The 12905-nt window shown below is 36.0% G+C and carries 9 protein-coding genes; 6 read left to right on the forward strand and 3 right to left on the reverse strand.

Annotation, left to right across the window (positions count from 1 at the left end):
* From E1171_RS17850 to E1171_RS17860, 3 genes are all read left to right on the forward strand, one after another.
* A partial coding sequence (locus E1171_RS17850) for a cytochrome-c peroxidase (protein WP_343031452.1) occupies window positions 1-1142 on the forward strand: 1142 nt, incomplete at its 5' end.
* Between the two features lie 6 nt (window positions 1143-1148).
* A complete protein-coding gene (locus tag E1171_RS17855; protein WP_155207419.1) occupies window positions 1149-1916 on the forward strand; it encodes an MbnP family protein in 768 nt (255 codons plus the stop codon).
* Between the two features lie 12 nt (window positions 1917-1928).
* Entirely contained in the window at window positions 1929-2984 is a 1056-nt protein-coding gene (locus E1171_RS17860; RefSeq protein ID WP_155207420.1) for a cytochrome-c peroxidase, read from the forward strand.
* Window positions 2985-3084: 100 nt separating this feature from the next.
* On the opposite strand, the gene E1171_RS17865 is transcribed toward E1171_RS17860, so the two are convergent.
* On the reverse strand, window positions 3085-3954 hold the full coding sequence (locus tag E1171_RS17865; protein WP_155207421.1) for an alpha/beta hydrolase: 870 nt from the start codon (window positions 3952-3954) through the stop codon (window positions 3085-3087).
* Between the two features lie 383 nt (window positions 3955-4337).
* Here E1171_RS17865 and E1171_RS17870 point away from each other — a divergent pair, with 383 nt between their 5' ends.
* A complete protein-coding gene (locus tag E1171_RS17870; RefSeq protein WP_155207422.1) occupies window positions 4338-7100 on the forward strand; it encodes a hypothetical protein in 2763 nt (920 codons plus the stop codon).
* Between the two features lie 686 nt (window positions 7101-7786).
* Window positions 7787-9427, forward strand: coding sequence for a mechanosensitive ion channel family protein (locus tag E1171_RS17875; RefSeq protein WP_155207423.1), 1641 nt, complete (start codon window positions 7787-7789; stop codon window positions 9425-9427).
* A 74-nt stretch (window positions 9428-9501) separates the two neighbouring features.
* Here the strand turns inward: E1171_RS17875 and E1171_RS17880 are convergent, their stop codons facing one another.
* Window positions 9502-10698 (reverse strand): potassium/proton antiporter, encoded by a 1197-nt coding sequence (locus E1171_RS17880; RefSeq protein WP_155207424.1) that lies wholly within the window; start codon window positions 10696-10698, stop codon window positions 9502-9504.
* 210 nt (window positions 10699-10908) lie between these two features.
* Entirely contained in the window at window positions 10909-11619 is a 711-nt protein-coding gene (locus E1171_RS17885; RefSeq protein WP_155207425.1) for a TVP38/TMEM64 family protein, read from the reverse strand.
* 94 nt (window positions 11620-11713) lie between these two features.
* Between E1171_RS17885 and E1171_RS17890 the strand changes: the two genes are divergently transcribed.
* Window positions 11714-12853 (forward strand): cystathionine gamma-synthase, encoded by a 1140-nt coding sequence (locus tag E1171_RS17890; protein ID WP_155207426.1) that lies wholly within the window; start codon window positions 11714-11716, stop codon window positions 12851-12853.
* Window positions 12854-12905 lie beyond the last annotated feature (52 nt).

Below are 12905 nucleotides of genomic sequence, written 5' to 3' on the forward strand. Positions count from 1 at the left end.
AAGTTATCAAGATGGCCCGTAAGAGTGGTTGGTTGAATATTATTCTTTGCCATTTTCTCTTTTATATGACCTCCTGCAAACAGCTTTCTTCCGACCCTGAACCGAATCATAAACCACAATCCTACGTGTTAGATTATCCTTCTTATGTAGGGGTTCCTGATATTCCAGCTGATAATCCTTTAACTGTGGAAGGAGTGGCTTTGGGCCGAAGGCTTTTTTATGAAAAGCGCCTATCTGCCGACAATAGCATGTCTTGTGCCAGTTGTCATCAGCAGTCAAGAGCCTTTACGGATGGAAATCAATTTAGTAAGGGAGTAAAGGGAGAACCTGGTGATCGGAATTCTATGTCTTTAGCCAATTTGGCCTGGACTAACCGTTTTTTCTGGAACGGGCGAGCCGAAAGTCTTGAAGAGCAGGCTTTAGAGCCTATTCAAGATGAAATTGAATTACATCAGAGCTTGGATCAGACCGTTAAGAAACTACAAAATACACCTCCTTATCCTGATATGTTTAAAAAGGCTTTTGGAAGTGATCAAGTAAGTAGTGAAAATATCGCTAAAGCCCTGGCACAATTTCAAAGGACTTTGATTTCTTTTAATTCACCCTATGATAGGAGCTTAATGGGTGAAGTTCAATTAACAGAACAGGAGAAGAGGGGAGAAAGGCTTTTTTTCACTCATCCTGAGCCCAAAAACCAGGTTAGAGGAGGAAATTGTGGGGATTGTCATAGAAATCCCATTACCAGTGGGGAACGTTCCACCTTTGGTGGATTTAGTAACAATGGACTAGATAATGGTCAAAATTTGGCTCCTGGCCTTGAGTCTGTTACAGGAATTATAGCCGATAAAGGGAAATTTAAAGTGCCAACCCTGAGGAATATTGCCCTTACTGCTCCCTATATGCACGATGGCAGATTCCAAACCCTGGAAGAGGTACTGGATCACTACAATGAACATATTCAATTGAGTGAAACACTAGATCCTTTGATTATTGAAGCAAGTAATGAAGTGGAGTACGATAAAAGTAAGGGAATTAAGTTGTTCCTTACTGAGGAGGAAAAAGCTGATATTATTGCGTTTCTGCATACATTAAGTGATTCCTTATTTATTAATAATCCAGAATTTTCCAATCCTATTGAATAAATGAAGATGCATTCCCTTTTCAATTGCCCGAAATTATCTTTTCGAAAGCTCAGTTTATTTTCCGCCTTGATTTTTCTTTTTTCTTGTCAGAGTGAAAAACCTACCCGTGAACAATTGTGGATTCATATTTACCATACCATCAATAATGAGCCCTTGTTGATCAATGATATGCCGTATGAAAATGCTTTGGGACAGCAATATTTTGTAACGGATTTAAAATATTATATCAGTAACCTCACTTTTATAGATAACGAAGAGCAGACAGAATATACCTTAAATGAAAGTTATCACCTGGTGCACGTGGTTGGGCCAGAAGAGTATTTGATTAAATTAAATGACTTGCCGGTAGGAGAATTTGACCAAATTCGGTTTTCATTAGGAATTGACAGCCTGGCCAATAAGAATATTGATCAGTTAGGGGCTCTCGACCCCGCTAATGAAATGATTTGGGATTGGGAAACGGGCTATAAGTTTTTAAGCTTTAACGGTGTATATTTTCCAGAACAGGGTGATGGGAAAGAACTAATATTCCATGTAGGTAAGGATGAAAATTATAAGGAATTGGTGTTTAACTTGGACCCACTGGAAGTCCCTGTTTTAAGGGTAGAGGAGGAAAGGTATTATGACTTTTATTTGAGTGCTCATTTTGATGATTTATTTAAAAACCCTCACACTATCAATTTTAGAACTTTTTCCAATACACATGATGATTCTCAACTTATGGACAATTTTTCTCATGGAGTTTTTACCTTGGATAAGATTGAAATCCGATAAACAAGCTTTCTTATGAGAAAGCCATTCAGTGGGAAAGTTATAGTCAGGTTATTTTCTGCCCTAATTTTCAGCCTGATTTTTTATTTTTTTTTCTTTACCCCCCGGGATTTTCCAAAAGAAGATTGGACAGCCATCCCTTCCCCTGAAAGAAACCCCATTACAACACCAGGAGTGTTGTTAGGAAGAAAGCTTTTTTTTGACCCTTTGCTTTCCGCCAATGGAGAGGTTTCCTGTGCTAGCTGTCATCGTCAGGATTTAGCTTTTTCGGATGGTCAGTCCTTGGGTAGGAATGGAGTTTCCGGAAATCAACTTTTGCGAAATGCTCCTGTTTTAGTGAATTTGGCATGGCAACCTGCTTTTTTTTGGGATGGAGGTGCCCGTGATTTGGAATCGCAGGTGTTTAGTCCCTTAACCCATGCGGATGAGATGGGAAAAGATTTAAAGATTCTGATTGCGGAATTGAATTCTGATGGAGAATATACTAAACTTTTTAAAAAGGCCTTCCAAATTGATTCTATTAGTTCTGCTTATGTAGCAAGGGCTTTAGCCCAATTTGAGCGCACCATAATCTCATTTAATTCTTCTTATGACCAATTCTTAAAGGGAGATACTACCCTTTCTGATTTAGCTTTGAAAGGTTTAAAATTGTACCGTACAAAATGCAACTCTTGTCATACCGAAGGTTTCTTTACTGATCACTCCTATCACAATAATGGTTTGGATAGTGTTTTTAATGATCAGTATTTAGGTGAAAAACTTGGCCGGTTCCGTATCAGCAGAGATAGTTCGGATTTGGGTAAATATAAAACTCCTTCTTTACGGAATATTGCTTTTAGTGGGCCTTATATGCATGATGGTCGTTTTGCCACTTTAGAGGAGGTTTTGGAACATTACACTACCGGTGTGATGAAAAGTAAAACTCTGGATTCATTATTAGTTCAGAAAGATGGGAGGGTAGGAATAGCCCTGAGTGAAAAAGAAAAAAAGGCCATCATAGCCTTTTTAGAAAGTCTCACAGACCAGAGTTTTCTTTCCAATCCTTCTTTTGGTGAAATTGAGGTTAAATAATTGTGATTTAAGAAATTGGATAGTGTACGTAAAAAAACAGTGTGATTCTCCTAGCTTTTTGGTTACCAATATATTTCTGATAGAAACTAAATGATATGATTTAATTTTTTAGAGGTTCTAATTTTTCTTTTTGGTTAAAAAATTTCTCTATCCAATTTAGTATATAATTCAGCACCTTTTCTTTTTCAAATTCTTGGTGAAGTTCATGTCTTAATCCTTCCCAAATTTTTAACTCTACTTTATTATCAATTGCGTTTTTTGAAAATAGTCTGCTTCCCTCTGGAGAAGTAATTTTGTCTTGGCTGCCATGCATCAGAAGCATAGGAGTTTTTAGTGTTTGAGCGTTTTCAATGGCCCATTCTGCTGCTTGAAAAGTATGTGAAAATAGACCTGCTGTGATTTGATTATGCACTAAAGGGTCTTGAAGGTAAGCTTCAGCAACGCTTTTATCGGTACTAAGTTCAGTTGGGTCTAAGGAGTTGGACTCGCTATAAGCGGGATAAATTCTCTGCATAATACTGGCTAAAGCCACTTTAAAGGCAGGAGGTTCAAAGCCTAATTTCAATAAAGGGGAAGTGGCTATTAGACCATTTAAATGATTTGAGGCACGTCTTAAGCCGTAATTTATTACTATATTTCCTCCAAAACTGTGGCCATAGAGCAATAAGGGAAGGTTAGGGTTTTCTTTTTTGGCTTTTGAAAGGATGAGATCAACATCATTCAATAAATGATCATAAGTGGGCGTATGACCACGTTTTCCTTCGGAAATTCCATGACCTCGCTGATCATATTGATAAATAATGTAATCATTTTGTACTAATTTATGATTTACATAAGAATATCTTCCCTGATGTTCACCCAGACCATGCAAAAGACAGATCACGACTTTAGGCTTTTTTTCTGGTGTCCATTTTGTGCCTTTTAATTTAAGTTTATCTTCTGTAATTACTTCAAAAGTATGGGTTTTCATGAGGTTTGTTTTTTCTGTTTAGTAAGGCTAAAAAGAGATTTTGCTCAATTTTTAATAATAAAATATAAAAAAGGAATTAAGAAGGAAGTTTTTCAATTAAAATGGTAAAAAAGAACATGATTTTTTGTTTTTTATAATAACATTTTTTTCTCAAAATATGTGAAATTTTGGCAAGTTATTTGTGAAATTCTTATTTTTCGATATCTGAATATTTTTATAACAGTTTCTTGTTTTTATTTACATTTTTCAAGATTGACAGAATGTTTGCGAAATTTAATTTTCATTACATTTGATGAATACTTAAAGTATTTTCCTCAAAATGACAAAGAAGCTAAAATGGCGCTCTTCGCGTACTTTTTTATGAAACTTTAAAGGCTATTAAATTGAAAAAAACTCTTTCCTTCGTCATTGTTTTTGCCCTCATTTTGGCCGGTTTCCTTCATTTTTATAACAGGGGCTTTGATTTTAAGAATTTAGTAGAAATTGAAAAAGTAAGGGACTTGGTTCCTCCTGATGCTGTGTTCCTGTTTGAGGCTGATAATTTTTCAACTTGGTGGGAAGAAATGAACGATATCCCTCAAAATAGAATAATTGAAAATATGGTTAGCTTTAGATCTTTAAGGAAAAAGCTGGCCTCCCTTGATAGCCTTAACGATGAAAACCAAAAGTGGGATGACTTATTTGAAAGGAATCCTCTTATTACTTCCCTGCATGTAATTTCAAGAAATTATGCAGATTTTATCTTTTATATCCCCCTAAATGATAAGCAAGGGCAGGGTTTAATGGATAAATATTTGGATATTATTAAAAGTGATGCTGGCTATTACATTGGAGAAAGTACATTTCAAGATAAAGTTCTTTATGAAATAAATGACAAGGAGAGCTCATTTCAGTTTACCTACCTGATTTATGAAAATATATTTGTTGGCAGTTTTACATCTTTTTTGGTAGAGGATGTGGTTCGGCAAATTGATAATCCAGATAAAAATCAATTGAAGGAAGAACTTTACGCTGCACTTCCTTCTACCAATGTACATAGAGAAAGTAGTCAGTTCTATCTGAACTTTTCCAAATGGGGTGATTTTCTTCGTTCTTTTAGTAACTCCGATACACCTCATTTTCCCTTAATGATAGAACAATTAGCTGCTAATGCTCAATTGGGGCAATCTGTAGTGGGGGAAAATATAGTCTGGGATGGATTCTCGAATGTTAATGGGGGTAACTATTTCTTGAGTGTTTTTCAGGGGCAAATTCCGGGAGCAATGGAAGTGAAAAATTTGGTTCCGGACCACACAGCTATTTTGTATGATATGACGATCAGCGATATGTCTTTGTGGCAGAGGAATATGGATGAGTTTTTGGCAAAGAATTCTTCAGATTTAAAAAAACAACGTCGAGAACTAAGGAAAAAAACCGGATTAAGTGTAGAAAAACTTGCTGCAAACTTTAAAGGAGAAATAGCTTTGTCCATTCTGGAATCAGTAAATCCCGAAAACCCAGAAAAGCTGGCCTTTTTTAAATTAAAAAACAACTCTGCAAAGGAATGGAATGAATTAGCACATCAAAGCTTTACATCTCAAAATTTAGCCTTGTACGAAGAAAAATATAAAGATCATTTCCTAAGGGAAATGCCTATTGAAAATTTACCTGAATTGATGCTGGGACCCTATTTTAAAGGGTTTGAACAATGTTTTTATACCGATTTTCAGGGATATCTTATTATGGCTAACCAATTATCTGTCCTTAAACAATTTTTTGATGAACTAGAAGAAGAAAATACTTGGGGCAGGTCTGTAAAACATAATTCATTTTTAGAAAGTGTTATAGCCCAAACCAATTTTGGAATTTATGTTAATACAGAGAGTGCATGGAAGGGATTAATTAACTCCTCTTACCCTCAGTGGAGGACTTTTATGGAGCAAAGAAACAATCAGCTCCAATCTTTGGATCACTTGGCTTTGCAGTTTGTGGAAAGTGACGGGAAATTCTATACAAGTTTGGGTATTCACCTGGATAATTGGAAAGGGAAATACAGAAAAAACAAAGCCAATCAATTTGAAATTAAGCAGACTTCTTATCTGGATGCATTGGTCGCTTCAAAACCCTTTGTAGTGAAAAGCCATCTTGATGGAAGTAAGGAAGTTGTGTTACAAGATTCTGCTCAAAACCTTTATTTGTTGAATAGTGAAGGAACTGTTCTTTGGAAAAAACTTGTGGATGGACCTTTGATTAGTGATGTTTACCAATTGGATTTTTTTCAAAACAGTAAACTTCAGTTTCTTTTTGCCACACCTCATGCTCTTCATATTCTGGATCGAAAAGGGAATTCGGTAACCCATTACCCCCTGGAGGTAATTAAGGAAAGAAAAATAGCTTACTTGTCTCTGGTGGATTATGATAAATCTGGCCGATTTCGCTTTTTAGCTGCTGATGATGAAGGACGGTTGTATTTGTATAATAAAGAGGGGGAGCTTTTAGAAGGTTGGGAGGGAATAAATTTGGGAGGACCTCTTTCTATGCCTCCTTTTCATATCAGAATTTCGGGCAAAGATTGTATAGTTGCATTGCAAAAAAATGGCAAATTGCATATGCTGAATCGTAGGGGAAATTATTACCCTGGATTTCCAAAGGATACCGAATTGGAATTAATTAATCCTTTTTTTGTGCATGAAAGTTCAACCTTTGAAAAAACTTTACTTAGTACCATAACTGAAGATGGCTTGGTGGTAAGTTATAATCTTTTAGGAAAAGAAGTAGAGAGAAAACAAATTGAAAGAACCACTAAGAAAAGTAAATTTCAATTATGTGTGGATGGATTAAAGAAAACCTTCATTATTATCAGAAAGGATGAAAATAAACTCACTTTTTTTGACCAAAAGGGAAATAGACTTTTTGAAAAGGATATTGCTTCACCCGAAGAAATATATATTCAATTTTATGATTTTGGTACGGGAAATGGCGTTTTTGCTATTACGGATCCTGATCAAGAATTTACTTTTTTGTACAATGAGAAGGGAAAACTGATGAATTATCAACCTATTGAAAGCGGATTCAAGGTAGGGTTGATTTATTATAACCGCTCAAATCAGTTAGATGTTTATCATGTATACAAGAGTAAATTTGAAATCAAATCCTATCAATTTTAGTTTTGAGTTACCTCTTTAAAATTTTATACCAATCTTTAATAGCTCTTCGTTTTCTTTTTATTGATAATTACCAAGAGTTTAATTACAGTGGATATGAAATGAAAATGGTAAAAATCAACCAATAAAGTTGAAACTTTAGTCGACTTTGAAATTTAAATTAGTTAGCTGTTCCTAGTCGAGTTTTAACCTTTTATTTTTCAGTTATTTTAACTGATTGAGTTTGAGGAAACCTCTTTTTGGATTTTATTCAACCTTTGAAAATAATTTTTATTTAATAACAAAGAAAAAAAGAGACTACCCCTTGTTAAGCAGAGATAGTCTCAATCCAATTCACATGAAAAAAATCTAATCCAAACACTACACTATACGACGACGGCAAGTTTTTTTAATGAGTGTTAGTAATACAACTTGGTTGGTTTCAAATTGTTTTTGGTTTTCCTAAAAAAGTTGTTTTTTGTAAGATGGACCTGAATCTTTCTATACCATGGAGCACGGCTTTACGATCAAAAATGAAAAAGATGTTTGGGAATCCTGATAGTTGCTTAAATCAATCTTTTTCGGGAGAATAATTTTGAAAGACAGTTTTTTAGGGGATTAATTCTAACTACTTTATTGTAATACGGGCTTATTTTTAAAAATAAAAGAGGAAATAGCCTATCTTTGAAGAAATAAATGAAATTAAAGGAATGCTAAAACGGATTTTTCTTTTTTTATATCTTATTAGTTTTTTGGGGGCAGTTAATGTTGTAAGTGCTCAAAGTGGGAATTTTTCCTCAGATATTGACCTTTCATCTCCCCGACAGAGTATACATACTTTTTTAAATAATATGCAGGAGGATAATTATAATCCTGCAAAAGCGGCTTCCCTTTTTAATACGGATTTTGATTCAGGACAAGCGAAGGATCTAGCATTAAAATTCAGTCAAATTCTGAATGCGGAAGTAATTGTATTTAATCTGGATGATATCCCCGATGAGGCTAATTTTGTGGATAGCGTTTCCACCTATCATCGTTATGTGTTAATAGAAAAATATCCGGAATTATATTTGGAGAAAATGGGAGATAAATGGTTGTTTTCTTCTGAAGCTGCTTCCTGGATAAAAGAACGGTATGCTTTTGATTTTCCCTTTGGAACCGACAAATTGATAATGAAATTTAATTCCTGGTTGGTTCAATCTGATGAAAATCATTCTAAAAAGATTTTGGGGCTGTATCCATGGCAACTGGTAGGCATTGGCCTCATCTTGATTATTAGCTTTTTATTATACCGTTTAAGTAATTATTTGGTGAAAAGAGGCTTTCTCAATTGGTTACGTAAAATTGGGTATGAGAAAATCGCAGAGAACTATATTATGCCTATAGTTCGACCTTTTAGTATTGCGGTGACTTTGATTTTTATCCGTTTTACCATTTTTATGCTCCAATTACCAACGGATTTTTCTAAATATTTGTTGAACGGACTAAAAGTGGCTATAGCCATTGTTTTTGCCAGTGTTCTCTATCATTTAGCGGATTTATTGTCTGTATTTCTTGCCAGGTTGGCTGCAAAAACTAAAAGTACTTTGGATGATACCCTCATCCCTATGGTTAATAAGGCCCTTAAGTTTTTCGTTGTTGCCTTAGGTGCATATTGGGTGTTAGGTATTTTAGGTGTAGATGTGATGACCCTTTTGGCCGCCCTGTCTATTGGTGGTATTGCCTTAGCTTTAGCGGCACAGGATACCATTAAGAATTTCTTTGGCTCCTTTATGATTATTTTGGATAAGCCTTTTCAAATTGGGGATTGGGTGACCTCGGGAGAGTTTGATGGTACTGTGGAGGAGGTGGGTTTCCGTTCTACTCGAATCAGAACATTCCGGAATTCTGTGACTTATGTGCCTAACGGTATGTTAGCAGATATGATCGTTGATAATAATGGGATGCGAACCTACCGAAGGTTTTATACTACTTTAACAATTCGTTATGATACCCCCATTGAGTTAATTGATTTATTTACCAAGGGTCTTAAAGAGGTGGTTTTGAAGCATCCAGATACTCGAAAAGATAACTTTCATATTTATTTTAATGATATGAGTGCTTCTTCCCTGGACATCATGTTCTATATTTTCTTCAAGGTTCCGGATTGGGGAGCTGAGCTTAAAGCACGCCATGAAATTTTGTTAGAAGTAATGAAACTTGCTCAATTGTTGGGAGTTGAATTTGCTTATCCAACACAAACTTTACATGTGGAAAATATGCCGGAAAAAAAACCCGATTTTCCTTCATATTCTAAAGATTTAGGTGCTTTGGAAGCAAAACTGGCACAGTTTGTAAACAGGGAAAAATGAGGGGGATAAAACCTTAAAGAGATGCATAACTCTGCACCTCTTTAAGGTCTTCCTAAATCCACACTTTCCCATTTTTATTCTACTTCCTTCTCAACTAATCCAAGCCACTTGGCTATAGGTGTTAAAGTGCTTCCCTGAATAAGGACAGAGGTAAGTACCACAAAAAAAACAATATTGAAAAAATCCTCCCCATGTTCAACCCCATGCAAAACAGGGAAAATGGCAAACACGATGGGGCTGGCCCCTCTTAAACCGACCCAGGAAATAAAGATCTTCTTTTTCCAGGAAGCTTTGTAAGGTAGGTAACAAAGTAAAACGCTCAAAGGACGTGCAATAAAAATTAAAATAGTGGCCACCAACAGACCTTTACCTGCTTGGGGTAGAATAAGTTGAGGAAATGATTGTAAGCCCAATAATAGAAACATACTTACCTGCATAAGCCAGGAGTTGCCTTCAAAAAATTCTGTGATTTCAATCTTTTGTCGATAAGAGGAGTTTCCAATGATTAAACCGGTGATGTATACGGCCAGTAAACTGTTTCCATTAAGAAACTTACTGCTAGTAAAGGTGAATAATACACAAGAGAATAACAAAACTGGATATAATCCCTTATTTTTCAAGGGAAATTTATGTAAAAACCAAATACATAGTTTGCCCATGATTAACCCAAACCCTGCTCCTACAATAATTTGGAAGAGAAATTCGGAAATAATAAACACAGGTTTGGTAAGTGTTCCATTTAGGTAGTTAGCTATACTGATGGTCAGTAGATAAGCCATTGGGTCGTTTGATCCAGATTCCAACTCCAGAGTGGGGGCAATATGTTCTTTAAGCCTAATTTTCTGGGTACGTAATATGGAAAAAACGGCCGCTGCATCGGTAGAGGAAACGATTGCTCCTAACAATAGCCCTTCGGTAAAGGAATAGGGGGTAAAAAAAGAAAATAATCCACCTGTGATCAGGGTAGTGAGGAGAACTCCTAAGGTGGATAAAGATAATCCTTCTTTTAAAATCGCTTGGATTTGTACATAACGTGTATCTAATCCGCCAGTAAAAATGATAAACCCAAGTGCTATTAAGCTTAGAGACTCCGTTGTTTGAGGGTAGTTATAAACAAAATCATATTGGCCTCCGTTGCCTACTACCATGCCGACACCCAGGTAAACCAAAAGTTCGGGAATGCCAAATTTTCGGGAGGGGTTGCTCAGCAAAACACTAATAAAAAGTAGTATGGAGCTGACAAATAAAATCTCATTTAAACCTAAATTCACCTTCCCTCAAGCAATTTAGTAGCTGTTTATTAAAAATAGATCTTTTTACAAAGTGATCAGGAAGTGTCTGGGGTATAATAATTACATGGCTCGTTTTGGCTTAATTTTTTCTATTGCCATTGCTATTCCCTTCTCCCATCTTCTAATTGGTAATTCTTAATCACCTTTTTCTATTGGGCATTAAGGTCTCAAATTCGTAATTCTTAATTCTTAATTTTCCTTTTTAGTTCCCTTTTCCAGCTTTTTACTAATAATATTCTTTAAATAAACGTAAAAACCCATTATGGAAATGATAAGTAGTAAAACAAAGGAAACTTCTAGGAATGAGTTTCTTTCTCCCTTTTCTAGTAGGGTTTTTAACGTTTTGGCCTGACTGCCCACCCAAATGAATAATAAAGTACGTGGAAGCATTCCAAGAAATCCAGCCAATAAAAAAGAACGAAGTCTTATCCCTATCACTGGCAAAACCACATTCATGATGGCAAAAGGGAGTACGGGAGAAATCCTAGACAAAACAATTAACCCAAATTGACGGGTATTGAGTTTTTGAATAAAATCACTTACTGAAGGTACTGCACGCAAGCTATTGATAAAGGTGCCTTTATCAATAAAATGTGTCAGGTTGTAACCAATAAAGGAGGCAATTAGGTAAGCAATTAACATGGGGATTACTGCTTGAATCCCCAAAAAATATCCGGTTACAATAGCTATGAAAGTGGTGGGTGTCAAAGCCAAGCCCATACTGAAACAGCTTAGAAGGAAAAATGCAAACCATTCCATTGCTCCGAATAAACGGATGTTTTCCTCATAGGATAATGCATAATAGGTAATTACAGAGCTAACTAGTAGAGGCAGGGTCCCCATCCAAAGTAGGAGATAAAAAGATTTTCGATTGGCTTTGGCTAATTCTAAAAGGAACATAATATTGAGGGGTGTTTTCCAGGGATATGCCAGAGGGCTTTTTTCTGGTATTTGAAAAAATTGTATAACTTTCGGCAAAGTTAAACAATTTGCTATGAAATTCGGAACAAAAGCGTTACATGCAGGGGTGGAGCCGGATCCTGCTACAGGGGCTATAATGACCCCAATTTACCAAACTTCTACCTATATTCAAGCCTCTCCGGGAGACCATAAGGGGTATGAATATTCTCGGACTCAAAACCCTACTCGTCACGCTTTAGAAAAAAATATTGCGGCCTTGGAAAATGGAAAGCACGGGTTATGTTTTGGTTCGGGTTTGGCAGCTATTGATACCATCATCAAACTATTATCGCCGGGTGATGAGGTGATCAGTGCCAATGACCTTTATGGAGGAACTTACCGTATTTTTACTAAGGTTTTTGAAGGGCTAGGTATTAAATTCCATTTTATTGGAATGGAAGATATTAATAACATTGAAAATTATATCAATGACAAAACACGGATGATTTGGCTGGAAACGCCTACTAATCCGATGATGAATATTATTGATATAAAAGGCGCTGCAGCTATTGCTAAAAAGCATAATGTGCTATTGGCCGTCGATAATACATTCTCTACTCCCTATTTACAGAATCCGTTGGACCTGGGTGCTGATATTGTTATGCATTCTGTAACCAAATATTTAGGGGGGCATTCTGATGTAGTAATGGGAGCTGTGGTGGTTAATGACGATGCCATTCATCAGCAATTGGCATTTCTTCAGAATTCCTGTGGGGGGGTACCTGGACCTCAAGATTCCTTTCTTGTATTAAGAGGTATTAAAACCCTTCATTTACGCATGCAAAGACATTGTGAAAATGGAAAAAAAGTAGCCGAATATCTGGTAAATCATCCAAAAGTAGACAAGGTATATTGGCCAGGTTTGAAATCACATCCAAACCATCATTTAGCTAAAGAGCAAATGCGAGATTTTGGTGGAATGATCTCTTTTAACTTAAAAGAAGATACTAAAGAGGCAGCAGTGAAAATATTAGAAAAGTTTTATTACTTTTCTTTGGCCGAATCATTGGGTGGTGTGGAGTCTTTGTGTGGCCATCCGTCAACTATGACACATGCGGCTATTCCTAGAGAAGAACGATTGAGGGTTGGCTTAACTGATTCATTAATTCGTTTAAGTGTTGGGATTGAGGATGCTGAAGATTTAATTGCCGATTTGGAACAAGCGTTGAAATAAATTATAGTTAAGAGTTAAAAGTTGACACTATCCGGAAAACTGTGTAAGTAGG

This window comes from Xanthovirga aplysinae, from assembly GCF_009711365.1.
GTDB classification, from domain to species: Bacteria; Bacteroidota; Bacteroidia; order Cytophagales; family Cyclobacteriaceae; genus Xanthovirga; species Xanthovirga aplysinae.

Excerpts from the sequence above, each read along its gene's own strand:
- E1171_RS17885 (WP_155207425.1), bottom strand. The coding sequence starts at position 11,619 with ATGTTCCTTTTAGAATTAGCCAAAGCCAATCGAAAATCTTTTTATCTC.
- E1171_RS17875 (WP_155207423.1), top strand. The coding sequence starts at position 7,787 with ATGCTAAAACGGATTTTTCTTTTTTTATATCTTATTAGTTTTTTGGGG.
- E1171_RS17860 (WP_155207420.1), top strand. The coding sequence starts at position 1,929 with ATGAGAAAGCCATTCAGTGGGAAAGTTATAGTCAGGTTATTTTCTGCC.
- E1171_RS17855 (WP_155207419.1), top strand. The coding sequence starts at position 1,149 with ATGCATTCCCTTTTCAATTGCCCGAAATTATCTTTTCGAAAGCTCAGT.
- E1171_RS17890 (WP_155207426.1), top strand. The coding sequence starts at position 11,714 with ATGAAATTCGGAACAAAAGCGTTACATGCAGGGGTGGAGCCGGATCCT.
- E1171_RS17865 (WP_155207421.1), bottom strand. The coding sequence starts at position 3,954 with ATGAAAACCCATACTTTTGAAGTAATTACAGAAGATAAACTTAAATTA.